Raw genomic sequence first — 16,906 nt, forward strand, 5'->3', positions numbered from 1 at the left:
GGGGCGGGAAATGTACGCGGTCAGCTATCACGACACCTTCGCCGATCTGCAAGCCCCCGATTACCGGGGCCGTGGCCCCTTCGACAGTATCGAATGGTATGCACTCGTCGAAAAGCACGGCACCAGCCCGCTGATCGTCGAGCTGCGCGAGGACGGTAATTCGATTGCCCTGTCGCTGCAGCCGACCGACCAGGGATTGGGGGCGATGCGTCACCCCTTCGCCTTCACCTGGCGGCCTCTGGCCCTGTCGGGTGCGGTCAGCGATGCTTCGCTCGAAGGCATGGCGCGCGAGCTTCGCGGCCGATCCCATCGCGTGGTTCTGGACCAGATCGACGATTGCGACGAAGTCGGCGAACGGCTGGCCCGCGCCTTTCGCCGCGCCGGCTGGATCGCCAGGCTCGAGGCGACGGGCGAGAGCCACCAACTCTGTGTCGGCGGTCGCAGCTTTGCCGAGTACTGGGCCGAGCGCCCGGGCCCCCTGCGCACCACGCTGAAGCGCAAGGCGAAGAAGGTCGATGTCGAAATTCTCGAAGCCTTCGATCCCGCGATCTGGACGGAATATCAAAACGTCTACGCAAGAAGCTGGAAGGACAAAGAAAAAGACATTCTTCTTCTCGAGGAATTTGCGCGCCACGAAAGTAAGGGCGGGCGGCTGCGGCTGGGCATCGCACGCCACGAAGGCAGGGCCGTCGCGGCACAGCTCTGGACGATGGAGAACGGCGTCGCCTATATCCACAAGCTCTCCTACGACGAGGAATTCGCCAAGCTGTCGGCCGGCACCACGCTGAGCGCGGCGATGTTCGAACAGGCGATCGACCGCGACCGTGTCGAGCGCGTGGACTTCGGAACCGGTTCGGACAGCTACAAGCGCGACTGGATGGAGGAAATCCGCCCGACCTACACGCTCACCTGCATCGACTGGCGGCAGTGGCGGGGAGTGAGGCATATCGCCCGCCATGCATTCGCTCGCCTTGCACGGCCGTTACGGCAGGGCTAAGCCGCGCGCTTCCGGGACGCTATCGAGGAATTCCATGCACACCTCCGGCCAGACCGCGCACGATCTGACGGCGCAAGAAAATCCCGCGGGCAGCGACCCGACCGGTCCGAGCCGCGCCGAAGTCGACAAGGTCCTTCGGGGAATTCTCCGCGATGTCCTGGGGCTGGACGAAGCGCGCGTCGCCGCCTTCGATGCCGACACCGGACTGTTCGGCCATCTTCCCGAACTCGATTCCATGGCCGTCGCCGGTCTCCTAACCGAGATGGAGGATCGGCTCGACATCCTGATCGAGGACGAGGATGTCGATGGCGAGATGCTCGAGACCTATGGCGGCCTGCTCGCCTTCGCCGAAGCGAAGACGGTCGAGGGCTGAGCCTTCGCGGTGTTCACTCAATGGCAGGCCCCCGCGCCCGGCGGCGGCGACAGCATGGAAATGGCGCTGGTCCTTGACCGGTCGCGCGCCGGACGGCTGCTGGTAATCCCGCCGTTCTTCGACGAGCATAACAAGTTTCGCCGGCAGGCCGTTGAAATCATGAGAGCACTCGACCTCGCGGGAATCGATACCTTTCTGCCCGACTTACCCGGTACGAACGAAAGTCGGAGCAATCTCGAGGCGCAGACCCTCTCGGACTGGCGCATCGCCGCGCGCTCGGCGGCGACACGCTTCCGTGCCACCCATGCCTTCGCCATTCGCAGCGGTGCATTGCTGTTGCCTGACGGTATTCCTGCCATCGCCTACGCGCCGCAGAAAGGCTCGCAACTGCTTCGGGGCCTCGTCCGGGCGCGGACCATCGCCGCGCGCGAAGCCGGGCGCGAGGAGAAGGCACCGGACATCATGGACATCGCGCGCGAGCGCGGTATCGAGCTCTCCGGCTGGCATCTCGGGCCGACAATGGTCCGCGAACTCGAGCATGCCGATTACCAGCGTGGGTCCGAGGATCGCGTGATCGAACAGGCCGAGGTCGGCGGGACCCCACTATGGCTGCGGGCCGAGCCGGACGAGGATCCGGCGCAAGCCGCAGCGCTTGCAGGAAATCTCGCGACAGCAATCGGGTCGGATAAGTGACGCGCCGCCACATGACGTTTCCTTGCGAAGGGAACCGGCTCGCGGGCACGTTGGATAGCGCTCCCGGCACCACCGGGCTGCTGATCGTAGGCGGCGGCAACGAGATCCGCAGCGGCGCCTTCTCCGGGCAAGCGCGGATCGCCGCGGAGATCGCGGACGCGGGCTATCCCGTGTTTCGTTTCGACCGGCGCGGGATCGGCGACAGCGAAGGCGCCAACCGCGGCTTTCGGGAGAGCGGCCCCGACATGGCAGCCGCCCTCGACGCATTCCGCTCGCTCGCTCCGCAGCTTGAAAAGGTGGTCGGCTTCGGAAATTGCGATGCCGCCTCGGCTCTCATGCTGGCAGGCGGCGCGGGCTGCGATGCGCTGGTGTTGAGCAATCCCTGGACCATCGAGAACGACGGCGAGAGCGAAGCGGACGACACGCCTCCTCCGTCGGCCATCCGCTCGCGCTACCTCGCCAAGCTGCGCAATCCCCGGGAAATCGCTCGTCTGCTGAGCGGCGGGGTGGATTACCGCAAACTGCTGCGCGGTATTGCGCGGGCGGTCGGCCCCAAGGCGCAGCCGACCTCGCTCGCCGCGGAGATGCAGACGGCTCTGGCCTCGTTTGCCGGCCCGGTGCGCATCCTGCTGGCCGAGCGCGACCGCACCGCGCAGGTCTTCGCCGAAAGCTGGGATCGGTTGGACAACCGGATCGCGCGCTGCCCCGGCGCGGGCCATGCCTATGTCGAGCCCGAGGCACGCGCCTGGCTGCGCGAACGCCTGCTGGAGGCCTTGCGCGGCTAACGGACGAAGAGGCTGGTCAGCTCGACATGGGTCGACCAGCGGAACTGGCCGACCGGGCGCAGCTTTTCGAGGCGGAAGCCGGCATCCACCAGCGTGCGCGCATCGCGCGCCCAGCTCGACGGGTTGCAGCTGACATAGATCACCCTTTCCACCGGGCTCGCGGCAATCTCGCGGATCTGCTCGCGGGCACCGGCACGGGGCGGATCGAGCAGCACGGCGTCGAATCGCGTCAGCTCGTCGGGTTGGAGCGGCGCGCGGAACAGGTCGCGGTGCAGCGCGGCGATCGAGCTCCCATGCCGGTTGGCCACCGCCTTGGAAGCAAGATGCGCGTCCTGCGCCGCTTCGACAGCGAGCACATTCGTGTCGGGGGAAAACGCGAAGGCGAAGGTGCCCAGCCCCGAGAACAGATCGGCGATCGATCCCGCGCCGTTCGCGAAGGCGACCGCATCCGCCACCAGCGTCCGCTCGCCATCCACCGTGGCTTGTAGGAAGGCACCGACCGGCAGCGGCACGGGCACGCCCGACAGCGTGACCGTCACCGGTTCTGGCTCCCACATCGGCTCCGCTCCATAGCCCTGGTCCAGCGACAGGCGCGCAAGTTGGTGGTCGCGAGCGAAATCGAGCATCGCCTCGGTCGGTCCCAGCCCGTCGAGCTCGAGGCCCGAAATGGCGACGTCCACTCCTTGGTCTGCCAGAGTTAGAGCCACGTCGACCGGGCGCTTTCCCGCTGCCTCGGCCAATGCCTTCCGCAGGGGCAAAACGAGCGAGAAGAGCTCGGGCCGCAGCACCGGGCATTCGCCGATATCGACGATCCGGTGCGAGCCGGCCTCGCGATACCCCAGCACCACGCCAGCGGCCGTCTTGAGGCCGTGGAGTGTGGCGCGGCGGCGGCTCTGCGACGGCGAGAGATGGGTGGGAAGCACTTCGCCTGGCGCGATGTCCTGCGAGGCGGCGGCATGGACCACCCGATCGGTGACGAAGCGGCGCAGTGCCTCTTCGTCCGCATGCTGGAGCTGGCAGCCGCCGCAACGCGCGAAATGGCGGCATGGAGGGGTGGCATGGTGAGGGCCGTGCTGGATCGTACCATCGGCCCGTAGGACATCGCCCGGCACCGCGCCGGCGATATGGCGACCCGATGCGGTGACACCATCGCCCTTGGCGGCGATACGGATTATTTCTTCCGGCACGCTCACAGGAACGACGCGAGCGCGGGCTGTACCACTTCGGCCAGCCCGCCGGCCGTGAAGCCCGGCCCGGCCCTGCGCGCAGCTTCTTGGTGCAGCCACACCGCCTCCTCAGCCGCGATGGCCGGATCGCCGCCCACCGCAAGGCGCGAGGCAATGATGCCCGCCAGCGCATCCCCGGTCCCGGCGGCAGACAGCCAGCTCGACCCGCGCGGGAAGAAGCGCAGGCCCCCGCGCGCCGGGGCGAGGACCGTATCCGGACCCTTTGCGAGTATGGTCATTCCGGTGGTTTCGCGCAGCGCCTCGACCCGGTCGAACTTGCTCTGCGCCGTGACGTCGAAGGTCTCGCACAGTCTCGCCAGCTCGCCTTCGTGGGGAGTTGCGACCATGCCGGAAGGATCTGCACCGTCGATCAGGACCGGATCGAGCAGGTGGAGCGCATCGGCGTCGAGCACCAGCGGTGCTTCTGCCGCGACGGCGGCGCGGAGGCGATGGCGGCTGTCCTCGCCGCGGCCCAGACCCGGCCCCACCAGCACCGCGCCGATGCGTTCGTCGCGCAGGGCATCCTCGAGCCGTGCCCCCTCGATGACCAGTTCCGCCGGAGCATCGGGATGCGAATGCTCGCTGAACAGCTTCACATAGCCCGCACCCGCGCGCATCGCCGCGAGTGCGGAGAGCAACGGCGCGCCGGGCATTTCGCCCGCCACCACCGCGACCAGCCCCCGGCGATATTTGTGGCTGTCGGCCGCAGGTGGACAAAGCTGCGGACGGGTGCTCGCACGATTTGAAAGACTTTCCAGGTCCAGTCCAATCGGCACCAATCGCACCGTCCCCATGTCGGCACGGCCGGGCATCAGGAAATGCGCCTGTTTCCACGCGCCAAGGGCCAGGGTCATATCGTAGGAACGGCTATTTCCGAGCCATTTCCCGGTGTTGCTGTCCATGCCGCTCGGAAGGTCGATGGCGATGCAAAAAGAATGGCTTGCGTGCGATACCTCGAGCAATTCCGCGAAGGGGCTCTCGATCGCGCGCGAGAGACCGTGGCCGAAGAGGCAATCCACCAGGAGACCATGAGCCGAACCGGGCAGCTGCGTTGTAATATCACCGCGGAATGCCTCCTTCGCGCGCGCCGCCGTATCTGTTCTCGGCGGCAGCGGAGCCACGACCAGGACCTCGGTTCCACGCACTCTCAGCCATTCGGCGATCACATAGCCATCGCCGCCATTGTTTCCCGGGCCGCACAACACCGTCACCGCCCTTGCGGCAGCGATGCGCCATACCCACCCCGCCGCGCCGCGACCTGCCCGCTGCATCAGTTCCCATTCCGATGCGCCCGCGTCCATCGCCGCCCTCTCGGCGTCGCGCATGGCCTCGACGCTCAGCACCGCCGCGGTCATCGCGGCGCTGCGGTGATGAGGGACCGGGGCACGAGATAGCGATCGTCCCCGACGGTGAATTCGACGTGAGGCGCTTCCGGTCCGTCGCGAACGACAAGGGCGTCCGCGCCGTCCAAAATCGTGTATCCGCCACCCGTGTCGTAAGCGAACCGGCGGAAACCGCCGTCCGGATGATGGATCACGAATTCTCCACCCGTGCCGCGGACTTCGAGCGTACAGTCCTCCTTGAGCACCTCCGTCCCGTCGAGAGCGCATTCGACCCCGCTGCCCTCGGGCTCGGGTTCGGCAGCCGGAGACTGCCAGCAACCGGCAAGGACCATCGGCACGGCAAGAATGATCAGGGTTCGCATCGTGCTGCGCGGCTGCCACGCGACCGCCCTTCGCGCAAGCTCAGCTGTTCTCCAGCGCCAGCAGCACACGGCCGGTAATGTCGGCGATCATCGTCGCCCAGCGCGACTGGCCAGCCTCGGTGGCTATCTGGTCGTTGCGGATTTCGATGGTGAGGTAGGGAAGCCCCCGGGCTTCGGCATGGCGGTCCATCGTGGCATTGAGCTGCTTGCCCGAATAGGGCTGGTTGTCCCCGACGGTGAGCCCCTGCTCGCGGAACAGGCGGATGGCGTGCTGGGCGGCGGAATTGTCCCGATTGTAGAGCAGCGCCACTTCCCAGGGACGCTCTTCCTCGCTGCTTTCGAGCTTCGGAGTGAAGCTGTGCAGCGCGACCAGCAGCCGGGGTCGAACAGTCTCGATCATCGTCTTGAACGCCGCATGATAGGGCCGGTGGAAGCGGTCGAGCCGCTTCTCGACGTTTGCGCCGATGTTGCCCGGGATCAGGTGTCCGTCGCTGGTCGTGGGGACGACGGCGGGCTCGTCCTCGCGGCGGTGCATGTCGCAGACCAGCCGGCTGACGGTCGAGATATGGGCCGGTATCCGGTGACGCCGCGCGAGCCGGTCGGCGAGCCCTCCGACCCCGATGTCGAGCGCGATGTGCGTGGCGAGCAAGGCCGGATCGATCCCGAGCTCGATGTCGGGCGGAACGAAGTCCGACGCGTGATCGGCGACGCACAGCAGGCCGGTCGGCCCGGCCTCGCCGACCTGGCGGAAGGGCTGTCCGTCGATCATCGCAAACTCCCGCGCATCAGCCACCAGTCCGGATGGGAGGCCCGGATCGACGCCATGGCGTCACCGCAATCCTCCGGATTCGAGAAGAGCGCGAAGCACGTCGCGCCCGAGCCCGACATACGGGCGAGCCATGCGGAAGTTCCTTGGAGGACCTCCAGAACGGCGGAAATCTGCGGGACAAGCGCAATCGCCGGGGCTTCGAGATCGTTGCGCCCGGCGAGCGCGATCTCGCGCGCGGTGCCGGTGGGGAGAGGCCCGCGATCCTCGCCATCCCAACCCGCGAAGACCGGCCCGGTGGCGAGCGGGACGCGCGGATTGACCAGCAGGACGGGGGTGCCCGCCAGGCTGTCGTCGTCGAGCGGCTCCAGTTCGGTCCCGGTCCCGCGGCCGATGCAGGTCCGGCTCTCGACGCAAGCGGGCACGTCCGCGCCGAGCGAAGCCGCCCGCTCACGCCAGTCCTCGGGCAACCCGCAACGCTCGCGCACGATACGAAACACCGCCCCCGCGTCCGCCGAGCCCCCGCCCAACCCCGCCGCGACCGGCAGGTTCTTTTCGAGCGTGATGGCGAGTCCGTCGGGGCGCGGCAGCTTGCCGAGCGCCCGGGCTACGAGGTTGTCGAACGGATCCTGCAGCCCGCCGGCGAACTCGCCCAAGGTCCGCACTTCGTCGCGAGCGGCGGCGCGGGTCGTCAGGACATCACCGCAGTCGACGAAGGCGAACAGCGTCTCGAGCGCATGATACCCGTCCCCCCGCCGCGCACGCACATGCAGCGCGAGGTTGATCTTGGCGTAGGCGGTCTCGCGCATCAGGCGCGTCGGTCACATGTTCGGATAATTGGGACCCCCACCCCCCTCGGGCGTGGTCCATTCGATGTTCTGGTTGGGGTCCTTGATGTCGCAGGTCTTGCAGTGGACGCAGTTTTGAGAGTTGATCACGAACTCGGGATTGCCTTCCTCGACCCCGACCCATTCGTAGACCCCGGCCGGGCAATAGCGGGTCGAGGGGCCGGCGTATTCGCCCAGCTCGCTCACCCTCTGCAGCTCCATGTCCTTGACCTTGAGGTGGCAGGGCTGGTCCTCGGCATGGTTGGTGTAGCTGTAGGCGACGCTGGTGAGACGGTCGAAGCTGATCTCGCCATCGGGCTTGGGATAGGCGAGCGGCTTGAACAGGTCCGCGCGCTGGAGGTGTTCGTGGTCGGGCGCATGCTTCATCGTGATCGGCAGGCCGATCTTGAGCTGACGCATCCACATGTCGATGCCCGCCAGAACGGTGCCAATGTCGCCGCCGAATTTCGAGACGGCGGGTTGCGCGTTCTTCACCTTCTTGAGCTCGGTGGCAATCCAGCTCGAGCGCACCGCCGCATCGTAGTCCATCAGCTCGGTGTGTTCGGAGCCGTTTGCGATCGCCGCAGCGATGCTCTCGGCGGCGAGCATGCCGCTCTTCATCGCGGTGTGGCTGCCCTTGATGCGCGGCACGTTGACGAAGCCCGCGGCGCAGCCGACCAGCACGCCGCCGGGGAAGGCGAGCCTGGGCACGGACTGCCACCCACCCTCGTTGATCGCTCGCCCGCCATAGGCCACCCGCTTGCCGCCCTCGAGCATCGGCCGGATCGAGGGGTGCTGCTTCCAGCGCTGGAATTCCTGGAAGGGCGAGACGTAGGGGTTCTTGTAGTCGAGCGCGGTGACGAAGCCGATCGCCACCTGGCCGTTCGCCTGGTGGTAGATGAAGCCGCCGCCCCAGCTCTCGCTTTCGGAGAGCGGCCAGCCCTGCGTGTGGATCACCAGGCCGGGCTTGTGCTGTTCCGGCGCGACGTCCCAGATTTCCTTGACGCCGAGGCCGTAGACCTGCGGCTGGCAATCCGCTTCGAGATCGTATTTGCCCTTGAGCATCTTGGTGAGATTGCCGCGCACCCCTTCGGCAAAGACGGTGTATTTCGCCTGGATTTCCATTCCCGGCTGATAGTCGGGCTTGTGCTCGCCCTTGGCGTCCACGCCCATGTCCTGGGTAATGACGCCCGCGACCTTGTCGCCATCGAAAATGACCTCGGCGGCAGGAAAGCCGGGGAAGACCATCACGCCCAGTTCCTCGGCCCGTTCGCCCAGCCAGCGGGTGAGATTGGCGAGGCTGACCGTGTAATTGCCGTCGTTCGACATGAAAGGCGGCATCAACAGATGCGGAATCTCGCGGCTCTTGGTCGCGCTCATCACCCAGTGCTGGTTGTCGGTGACGGGGACCTCCTTCAGCGGGCAGTCGGTGTCGCGCCAGTCCGGCAGCAGCTCGTCCATCGCGCGCGGATCGACCACCGCGCCGGAGAGGACATGCGCGCCGATCTCGCTGCCCTTCTCGAGCACCACGACCTCGAGTTCCTCGTTCAGCTGCTTGAGCCGGATCGCGGTGGCAAGCCCCGCCACGCCGCCTCCGACGATGACGACGTCGCAGGGCATGGATTCGCGTTCGCTCATATCTCTCTCTTTTCGTCGCGTTTGCGTGCTCGCCCGCCTTGACCCACGCCCGTGCGGCAGGTCAAGACCCGGCGAGGGCCCGCGATGAACCAGCACACCGATCTTCTCGCCGAATATGCAGCGGCTCTCACCTGGTGGGGCGAGGCGGGCGTCGACCTCGATTTCGTGGACGAGCCGGCATCATGGCTGCGAGCCGCCGCCCCCCCGACTCCGGTGCAGGAGGCGCCGCCGCCTCCGCCGCCACGCGAGCGCAACGCGCTGGAACGCGCGCTGTCCTCCGTTTCCGATGCGCCCATCGGCGGGGACCGGGCGGGTTGGCCGACCGATCTCGCCGCATTCCGCGAATACTGGCTGCACGAGCCCTCGCTCGATCATGGAGGTCTCGGGGAGCGGGTGGCACCGCGCGGAGAAGCCGGTGTCGGGATCATGATGCTCGTCGGCCAGCCCGACCCCCAGGATCGGCAGGTGCTGCTGTCTGGCGAACAGGGCCGGGTGCTCGACGCATTCGCCCGTGCCGCCGGACTTTCCGAGAACCGAATCTACGTCGCGAGCGCCCTGCCCCGGCCGACCGCGCTCCCCGACTGGAACGCGCTGGGACTGCGCGGGCTCGGCGATCTGCTGCGCCTGCATGTCGAACTCGCCGCGCCCCGGCGCCTGCTAGTGTTCGGCCGTACGCTGGCACCGCTGCTCGGCGCCACCCCCGAAACCCGCGAGGTCGACGGACGCCCGCTGCTCGTCGCCCCCTCGCTCGAAAGCATCGACCGCTCGCCCGCGCGCAAGAAGCGGTTCTGGAATCAATGGCTGGAGTGGTCTTCTTGAATTTTCGCCAATACCTCGCCGTGGCAACGGCTCTTGCTGCCCTGCCCGCGGTCTCCCCGCTCGCGGCAAACCCGCAGAGCGTCGCCTATTTCACTCAGATGCGCCCCGCCGCGCTGCCCGTGCTGCTGTCGGCGGACGACCGGCTCTATTACGCCTCGCTGTTCGAGGCGATCGAGGCGCGCAATTGGGACCGGGTCGAACTGGCGCTGACGCAGCGAACGGAGGGGCCGCTCCACGGCGCGGTGCTGGCCGAATATTATCTCCATCCCGAGAGCCCGCGGATCGAGCTCGACCGGCTCACCGCCTGGCTCGACCGTTATGCGGACCTGCCGCAGGCCCCCGGCATCGTCCGGTTGGCCCAGACGCGCGGGCTGACCACTCAGCCCGGCCTGCCGATCGAGCGCCAGCTGACGAGCCAGGGCGGCTTCACCCGCCGCACGCTGCCGCGCGGCATCGCTGACGGAACCATGCCGGGAAACATTTCCTCGGCGATCCTCGAGCGAATCAGCAACGACGATCCCGACGGGGCGCGATTGCTGCTCGACGGGATCGACGCCTCGCTTTCGCCCGAGGCGCGGGCGGAATGGCGCCAGCGGGTGGCCTGGAGCTACTACATCGAGAATCGCGACACCGAGGCATTGGCGTTGGCCCAGACCGTCTCGGCAGGGTCGGGCCCCTGGGTCGCGGAAGGCGAATGGGTGGTCGGCCTCTCCGCCTGGCGGCTGGGCGATTGCGCCGGTGCCACCGACGGGTTCCAGCGCGCCGCCGGCCTCTCGACCGATCCCGAGCTGACCGCCGCGGCGCAATATTGGGCGAGCCGCGCGCTCGTCCGCTGCCGCCGCCCGGAAGCCGCCGGAGAACAGCTGCGCGGGGCGGCGCGCTTCGTCGAGACGCTTTACGGCATGCTCGCGCGCGAACAACTCGGCCAGGAACTGCCCGAGGACCATGCCCGCCCGGACCTTACCGCAGCCGACTGGCAAAGGCTGGCCGACGAGCCCGCGGCGCGCCAGGCGGTGATGCTGGCGGAGCTCGGACGCCGGGAACGGGCGGAGGAGGCGCTGCAATATCAGGCGCGGACCGGCGATCCGGCCGAGTTCGGCGCGCTCACCCGGCTTGCCCGGGGGCTCGGCCTTCCGGGCGCGCAGAGTTTCATGGCCTACAACGCGCCGCGCGGAGCCGCCGCCGAACCGTGGCTGCGCTGGCCGGTGACCACCCAGACACCCTATGGCGGATGGCGGGTCGATCCGGCGCTCGCTTTCGCCCACGCCTTGCAGGAATCGAACTTCCGCGAACGCGTGGTCAGCCCGGCCAATGCCATCGGCCTGATGCAGATCAAGCCGATCACCCAGCGCGAATATGCCTCCTCGATCAATTTGAGCGCGGCATCGGACCTCAAGGAACCGGCCACAAACCTCGCCTTCGGCCAGCGGACGCTGGAGGCACTGGCGGGCGCCAATTACACACGCGGGCACCTGCCCAAGGTCATGGCCGCCTACAACGCGGGGCCGACCCCGGTCGCGCGCTGGGAAAGCGAGGTGATCGATCAGGGCGACCCGCTGCTCTACATGGAATCGATCCCCTACTGGGAGACGCGCAGCTACGTGAACATCGTCATGCGCAATTACTGGATGTACCTGCGCCAGGCCGATGCCCCGGCCCCGAGCCGCGTGGCGCTGGCGCAGAACGACTGGCCCCTGTTCCCGAGCGAGCGATAGCATGCCCATCGACGAGACGAGGAAGTTCATCCCGCTCCACATCGCCCTGCTGACGATATCGGACAGCCGCACATTGGCGGAGGACACGTCGGGCGATATCCTCGCCGGTCGCATCGAAGGTGCCGGTCATGCAATCGCCGCGCGCGAGATCAGCCGTGACGACACCAACGAGATCGCCGCGCACCTCCATCGCTGGATCGACGATCCCGATGTGGACGCGATCCTCACCACCGGCGGCACCGGCCTGACCGGACGCGACGTCACGCCCGAAGCGCTCGACCGGGTGAAGGACAAGGACATCCCCGGTTTCGGCGAGCTGTTCCGCTGGGTGAGCTACGAGACCATCGGCACCAGCACCATCCAGAGCCGCGCCTGTGCGGTGCTGGCACGCGGAACCTATATCTTCGCCCTCCCCGGCTCCAACGGGGCGGTAAAGGATGGCTGGGACCGGATCCTCGCCGAACAGCTCGACAGCCGCAACCGGCCCTGCAACTTCGTCGAGCTTATGCCGAGATTGCGAGAACGGTAAGGGCTGTTCGCGCGGCTTCGTTCCCTATATGTTCTCATAAATGGAACGCCGATTCGAACCGAAGGTGGCCGGTCGCGGCGCACAATCCGCCGCCGTGCCCACCCGGTTCGGCCTGGCGACCCGCGAGATCGACGGGGACTGGCGCGACTGGGTCGAGCACCTCGACGGCACCCCGCCGCCCCTGCGCACCCATGTCACCGAGGAGAAGCCGAAGACCATCCTGAGCTTCAACGGCTCGCCGGACATTTTTTTCGACCGTTCGGTCAACGCCTATCGCGGCTGCGAGCATGGTTGCGTCTATTGCTTCGCGCGGCCCACCCACGCCTTTCACGACCTTTCGCCCGGCCTCGATTTCGAAACCCGGCTCTTCGCCAAGCCCAACGCGGCGGAGTTGCTGCGCAAGACGCTGGCGAAGCCGGGGTACAAGCCAAAGCCGATCGCGATGGGCACGAACACCGATCCCTACCAGCCGATCGAGGGACGCTACCGCATCACCCGCGAGCTGTTGGAGGTCTGCCTGGAGGCGCGGCATCCCGTCACGATTACCACCAAATCGGATCGGGTTTGTGCCGACATCGACCTGCTTCGCGCTATGGCGGACCGGAGGCTGGTCGCGGTCGCGATTTCGGTGACCAGCCTCGACCCGAAGCTGTCCGGCAAGCTCGAGCCGCGCGCATCTTCGCCTGCCAAACGACTGGCGGCGCTGGGCAAACTCGCCGAAGCCGGCATCCCGACCCATTGTTCGATCGCTCCGGTCATTCCCGCCATCACGGACGAGTTCATGGAAGAAATCGTCGCGCGCGCTTCGGCCCTGGGAGTGGACAGCGCCGGATGGATACCGCTGCGCCTGCCGCACGAGGTCGCGCCACTGTTCCGCGAGTGGCTGTCGGTTCACTTCCCCGAGCGGGGCGACAAGGTCATGAGCATCGTCCGCTCGATCCGCAACGGGAAGGACAACGATCCGAGCTTCTTCTCGCGCCTCCGCCCTACCGGGGTCTGGGCCGATCTCTTCCGCGCCCGGTTCAATCTGGCGTGCAGGCGCGCGGGCTTCGGCGCTGCGAAATTCGAGCTCGATTGCACCCGCTTCCGCAAGCCGGAGGTCGGCGGGCAGATGCGTCTGCTATGATCGCAACGCCAGACGGGAACCGGGCGGCCTCGAACCCGATTGATCCGTCATGCTGCATCACGTTTCCTTCGGAACCAGCGACCTCGACAGGGCCCGGGCCTTCTACGACCCCGTCATGCGCGAACTGGGACTGCGGCGCACGCTCGATGTCGACGAAGCGGTGGGATACGGCGCGGGCATCACCGTTTTCAGTCTCAACTTGCCCGCCGATGGGGGCAAGGCGGAACGGGGCAACGGGGTCCACGTGGCCTTCGAAGTGGAAAGCCGCGAACAGGTTGCGGCCTTCCACCGGGTCGCTCTTGCGCAGGGTGGAACGGATGCCGGCGCACCGGGCCTGCGCCCGGAATACGATGCGAACTACTTCGCCGCCTTCGTGCAGGACCCCGATGGCAACAAGATCGAAGCGCTGACCTTCATGGCGGACTGAACCGGCTAGAAAACCTTGCCGACTGCCCCTGGCTTGAACCGCACAAGCCGGCTGTCGGCCAGCGCCGCGGTGCGGTTGACGACCGCCTTCTGATACTCGGGATCCTTGATCATTTCGAAGAAGGCCGCGCTGTTCGGATATTGCGCGACGAAGCCATCGTGCCATTCGCGGGTTTCGGGCCCGGTGACCATGCACTGAAACGCGCCGCGCCAGACGATGCTGCCGCCGACGCGGCGGAAGATCGGGCCGCTCGTCCGCCCGTATTCTCGGTAGGCCTCGCGCCCGGTCCATTGCTTGTCCGCGTTTGCATGGCCCTCGGGATATTCCGCGCTTTCTCGGTAAAGCAGCAGGTTGAGCATGTGGATCGGCTCGTCGCGGGGCAGGCCCTTGAAAGCCTCGAAGCCATCGGGTGTAGGATCGATGTAGGGTCGGGTCATAAGGCGTAGCTCTCCAGATAGCCGCAGCTCGTGCAGCGCCATGTCGCGACGGGGCGTTTCTCGGCCTTGTCGACCTTGAGCCCGTACCATCTCTTGTCCGGCTGTCCCGGATGCCAGCCGGGAACGGTGGGAGAATTGTAATCGCCGGCGTCGATGGTAAAGCCCTCCTCCATCCGGCGGCCGCATTTGGGGCAGGTCTTGCTGCTGGTCGCCACCGGGCTCAGGCCTCCAGCCGGTAGTCGCTGAACCGCTCGCGCAGATCCTTCTTGCTGATCTTGCCGGTGGCGGTGTGGGGGATGTCGTCGACGAATTCCACCGCGTCAGGAAGCCACCATTTCGCAACCTTGTCGGAAAGGAACTCCACGATCTCCTCGCCGCGGCATTCGGCGCCTTCCTTCCTCACCACGAACAACACCGGGCGCTCGTCCCATTTGGGATGCGCCATGCCGATACAGGCCGCTTCGGCAACGGCGGGGTGCCCGACCGCGGCGTTCTCCAGTTCGACCGAGCTGATCCATTCGCCGCCCGACTTGATGACGTCCTTGGTGCGGTCGGTGAGCTGAAGCGTGCCGTCGGGATGAAGCACCCCGACATCTCCGGTGTCGAACCAGCCTTCGGCATCCACGGCGTCCTCCTCCGCCTTGAAATACCGCTTGAGCACCCAGGGACCGCGGATCTGCAGCGCGCCGGACGTTGTCCCGTCGCGGGGAAGCACCTTCGCGCGATCATCGAGATCGACCGTGCGCAGCTCGACGCCGAAGGTCGGGCGGCCCTGCATCATCGTCTTGGTCACCTTCTCCTCGAAGGTCATGTCGTCCCAGTCGTGGGTTGGCCCTCCGACCGTGCCGATAGGGCTGGTCTCGGTCATCCCCCAGGCGTGCTGGACACGCGTGCCGTTCTTCATCAACCGCTCGATCATGAACCGCGGCGCCGCCGATCCGCCGATGGTCGCGGCCTTGAGCTTGGGCAAGTCCTTTCCGGCGGCATCGCAATATTGGAACGTCGCCAGCCAGACGGTCGGCACGCCGGCACTGTCGGTCACCCCTTCGCGTTCCATCAGATCGCACAGGACCGCCGGCTCGTTGACCGCCGAGAACACAAATTTGATCCCGGCCATCGCCCCGGCATAGGGCAGCCCCCAGCTCGCCGCGTGGAACATCGGCACCACTGGCAGCATCACCGACGACGCGTTGAAATTGAACGCCGCCGGCTGCAGTCCGGAAAGAGCGTGCAGCACCGTCGAACGGTGCTCGTACTGCACGCCCTTGGGGTTGCCGGTGGTGCCGCTGGTGTAGCAGATCATGCACGGGTCGGTTTCCGCGCCGGACACCCACTGGTAATCGCCGTCCTGTTCGCCGATCCACTCTTCGAAGCTTGTCGCGTGTTCAGCGGAATCGAAGCAGATGTAGTGATCCACCGTGGTCCAGCGGCTGCGCATCTTGTCGACGATCGGCTGGAACGCCGCATCGTAGAGCATGACCTTGTCCTCGGCGTGATTGACGATGTACTCGAGCTGGTCCTCGAACAGCCGGGGATTCACCGTGTGAAGCACCCCGCCCATTCCCGCGACGCCGTACCAGCTGACCAGATGCCGCGAATGGTTCATCGCCAGGCTCGCGACCTTGTCGCCGGGTTTCAACCCGAGCGCCTCGAGCGCCTGCGCCATCTTCAGCGCGTCGCGGCGGATGCCCGCCCAGTCGGTCCGCGTCTCGCTGCCATCCGCCCAGTGCGTCACGATTTCGCGCGTCCCCGCCTCGCGGGCCGCATGATCGATCACATGGGTCACCCGCATGGTCCAGTCCTGCATCGCTCCGAGGGGTTGCATGGCCATGATTTAATCGTCTCCCGTTGCAGGCCCCGTTCGCCGGCGACCGTCCTGTTCGGCCACTCATGCCCAGCGCCAGCCCCCAATGCAATTCCGCAGTTCGCTAGGGGGACCCTGACCCCATCGCATCGCTGTCACGCATTTGCCACGCACGGGCCCTAGGCCCCACAAAGTTCAGGTCGAGGAGACGACAACGATGAGGAAGACAGCAATCCTGCTGGGAAGCGCCGCGGCGATCGTCGCCGCACCGGCGCAGGCCCGCGACGGACAGGCCTATGCCGGCATCGAAGGCGGCGTGAGCTTCGAGGATCAGGTCGATATCGATCTCGCCAACACCGATCCGCAGACCAATGCCGCCTTCGCCGACACCAACACCGGGCTCGATGTCGATGCCGTGTTCGGCTACGATTTCGGCTTCTTCCGGCTCGAGGGCGAAGCCGGCTACAAGCGCAACAGCTACGACAGCCTGACCATCGTCAACCCCGCCCTGGTCGGCGGCGGTGTGGCTCCCGGCACGGTGGTCGACAACCAGGACGATCTCTCGATACTCAGCGGTATGGTCAACGGCCTGCTCGAGTTCGGCAGCGACGGCGGCCTGCAGGTCTTCGTCGGCGGCGGAGCGGGTTTCGCCAATCTCGACCTTCCCGTGACCGTGACCGGCTTCGGCTCGCTGGTCGACGACAGCACCACCGATTTCGCTTATCAGGGGCTCGCGGGCCTCCGTTTTCCGGTCACCGACCGGATCGATCTCGGGCTCAAGTACCGCTATTTCGTGATCGACGAGTTCGAAATCGATGCGGCCGGGGGCGCACCGCTCGAGGTCGATTACCAGGCCCATTCGGTGCTCGCGAGCCTGCTCTACAATTTCGGCGCTCCGGAAGAGGTGGCCCCGCCGCCGCCGCCTCCCCCGCCGCCTCCGCCGCCTCCCCCGCCGCCTCCGCCGCCTCCCCCGCCGCCTCCGCCGCCGCCTCCGCCGCAGCCGGTTTGCGAGACGGGTCCGTACATCGTCTTCTTCAAC

19 protein-coding genes are annotated in these 16,906 nt (G+C 66.9%); 10 read left to right on the forward strand and 9 right to left on the reverse strand.

Going from position 1 to position 16,906, the window contains the following annotated elements:
* Positions 1-10: 10 nt before the first annotated feature.
* Genes ACGHN1_RS14360 through ACGHN1_RS14375 form a run of 4 tightly spaced genes read left to right on the forward strand, consistent with a single transcriptional unit; the run spans position 11 to position 2,848 of the window.
* On the forward strand, positions 11-997 hold the full coding sequence (locus ACGHN1_RS14360; protein ID WP_390551546.1) for a GNAT family N-acetyltransferase: 987 nt from the start codon (positions 11-13) through the stop codon (positions 995-997).
* Positions 998-1,031: 34 nt separating this feature from the next.
* A complete protein-coding gene (locus ACGHN1_RS14365; RefSeq protein ID WP_390551547.1) occupies positions 1,032-1,370 on the forward strand; it encodes an acyl carrier protein in 339 nt (112 codons plus the stop codon).
* A 9-nt stretch (positions 1,371-1,379) separates the two neighbouring features.
* Positions 1,380-2,063, forward strand: coding sequence for a hypothetical protein (locus tag ACGHN1_RS14370; protein WP_390551548.1), 684 nt, complete (start codon positions 1,380-1,382; stop codon positions 2,061-2,063).
* Positions 2,060-2,848, forward strand: coding sequence for a hydrolase 1, exosortase A system-associated (locus ACGHN1_RS14375; RefSeq protein WP_390551549.1), 789 nt, complete (start codon positions 2,060-2,062; stop codon positions 2,846-2,848). Before ACGHN1_RS14370 ends, ACGHN1_RS14375 begins: the two co-directional genes overlap by 4 nt.
* Here ACGHN1_RS14375 and ACGHN1_RS14380 read toward each other — a convergent pair.
* From ACGHN1_RS14380 to ACGHN1_RS14405, 6 genes are read right to left on the reverse strand one after another with little or no spacing between them, the layout of a single operon-like run.
* On the reverse strand, positions 2,845-4,041 hold the full coding sequence (locus ACGHN1_RS14380) for a class I SAM-dependent RNA methyltransferase (protein ID WP_390551550.1): 1,197 nt from the start codon (positions 4,039-4,041) through the stop codon (positions 2,845-2,847). The genes ACGHN1_RS14375 and ACGHN1_RS14380 overlap by 4 nt on opposite strands.
* Positions 4,038-5,429 (reverse strand): NAD(P)H-hydrate dehydratase, encoded by a 1,392-nt coding sequence (locus ACGHN1_RS14385; protein ID WP_390551551.1) that lies wholly within the window; start codon positions 5,427-5,429, stop codon positions 4,038-4,040. The genes ACGHN1_RS14380 and ACGHN1_RS14385 overlap by 4 nt, the downstream gene beginning before the upstream one ends.
* Positions 5,426-5,779, reverse strand: a complete 354-nt coding sequence (locus ACGHN1_RS14390; RefSeq protein ID WP_390551552.1) for a hypothetical protein — start codon at positions 5,777-5,779, stop codon at positions 5,426-5,428. The genes ACGHN1_RS14385 and ACGHN1_RS14390 overlap by 4 nt, the downstream gene beginning before the upstream one ends.
* A gap of 40 nt (positions 5,780-5,819) precedes the next feature.
* Positions 5,820-6,548, reverse strand: a complete 729-nt coding sequence (locus ACGHN1_RS14395; RefSeq protein WP_390551553.1) for an N-formylglutamate amidohydrolase — start codon at positions 6,546-6,548, stop codon at positions 5,820-5,822.
* Positions 6,545-7,354, reverse strand: a complete 810-nt coding sequence (locus ACGHN1_RS14400) for a 4-(cytidine 5'-diphospho)-2-C-methyl-D-erythritol kinase (RefSeq protein WP_390551554.1) — start codon at positions 7,352-7,354, stop codon at positions 6,545-6,547. Before ACGHN1_RS14400 ends, ACGHN1_RS14395 begins: the two co-directional genes overlap by 4 nt.
* Positions 7,355-7,366: 12 nt before the next feature.
* Positions 7,367-9,010: an electron transfer flavoprotein-ubiquinone oxidoreductase gene (locus ACGHN1_RS14405; RefSeq protein ID WP_390551555.1), complete on the reverse strand. Its 1,644-nt coding sequence runs from the start codon at positions 9,008-9,010 to the stop codon at positions 7,367-7,369.
* An 84-nt stretch (positions 9,011-9,094) separates the two neighbouring features.
* Between ACGHN1_RS14405 and ACGHN1_RS14410 the strand changes: the two genes are divergently transcribed.
* The 5 genes from ACGHN1_RS14410 to ACGHN1_RS14430 are packed head-to-tail and all read left to right on the forward strand — an operon-like array spanning position 9,095 to position 13,626.
* Entirely contained in the window at positions 9,095-9,829 is a 735-nt protein-coding gene (locus ACGHN1_RS14410) for a hypothetical protein (RefSeq protein ID WP_390551556.1), read from the forward strand.
* Positions 9,826-11,544 carry a lytic transglycosylase domain-containing protein gene (locus tag ACGHN1_RS14415; RefSeq protein ID WP_390551557.1) on the forward strand — a complete coding sequence of 573 codons (1,719 nt, stop codon included), beginning with the start codon at positions 9,826-9,828 and terminating at the stop codon, positions 11,542-11,544. The genes ACGHN1_RS14410 and ACGHN1_RS14415 overlap by 4 nt, the downstream gene beginning before the upstream one ends.
* Before the next feature lies 1 nt (position 11,545).
* Positions 11,546-12,073: a molybdenum cofactor biosynthesis protein B gene (moaB, locus tag ACGHN1_RS14420; RefSeq protein WP_390551558.1), complete on the forward strand. Its 528-nt coding sequence runs from the start codon at positions 11,546-11,548 to the stop codon at positions 12,071-12,073.
* 40 nt (positions 12,074-12,113) lie between these two features.
* On the forward strand, positions 12,114-13,199 hold the full coding sequence (locus tag ACGHN1_RS14425; protein ID WP_390551559.1) for a PA0069 family radical SAM protein: 1,086 nt from the start codon (positions 12,114-12,116) through the stop codon (positions 13,197-13,199).
* Between the two features lie 49 nt (positions 13,200-13,248).
* The gene (locus tag ACGHN1_RS14430) at positions 13,249-13,626 is read left to right on the forward strand and encodes a VOC family protein (protein WP_390551560.1); all 378 of its coding nucleotides are present in this window, start codon (positions 13,249-13,251) and stop codon (positions 13,624-13,626) included.
* Between the two features lie 5 nt (positions 13,627-13,631).
* Here the strand turns inward: ACGHN1_RS14430 and ACGHN1_RS14435 are convergent, their stop codons facing one another.
* Genes ACGHN1_RS14435 through ACGHN1_RS14445 form a run of 3 tightly spaced genes read right to left on the reverse strand, consistent with a single transcriptional unit; the run spans position 13,632 to position 15,888 of the window.
* Positions 13,632-14,063: a DUF1330 domain-containing protein gene (locus ACGHN1_RS14435; protein WP_390551561.1), complete on the reverse strand. Its 432-nt coding sequence runs from the start codon at positions 14,061-14,063 to the stop codon at positions 13,632-13,634.
* On the reverse strand, positions 14,060-14,278 hold the full coding sequence (locus tag ACGHN1_RS14440; protein ID WP_390551562.1) for a hypothetical protein: 219 nt from the start codon (positions 14,276-14,278) through the stop codon (positions 14,060-14,062). The genes ACGHN1_RS14435 and ACGHN1_RS14440 overlap by 4 nt, the downstream gene beginning before the upstream one ends.
* A 5-nt stretch (positions 14,279-14,283) precedes the next feature.
* Positions 14,284-15,888, reverse strand: a complete 1,605-nt coding sequence (locus tag ACGHN1_RS14445; protein ID WP_390551579.1) for a long-chain fatty acid--CoA ligase — start codon at positions 15,886-15,888, stop codon at positions 14,284-14,286.
* 196 nt (positions 15,889-16,084) lie between these two features.
* On the opposite strand from ACGHN1_RS14445, the gene ACGHN1_RS14450 reads away from it, so the two are divergent.
* Positions 16,085-16,906, forward strand: an 822-nt coding sequence (locus ACGHN1_RS14450; protein ID WP_390551563.1) for an outer membrane protein, incomplete at its 3' end; no start/stop codon positions are given.

This window comes from Qipengyuania sp. MTN3-11, from assembly GCF_042851825.1.
Lineage (GTDB): Bacteria > Pseudomonadota > Alphaproteobacteria > Sphingomonadales > Sphingomonadaceae > Qipengyuania.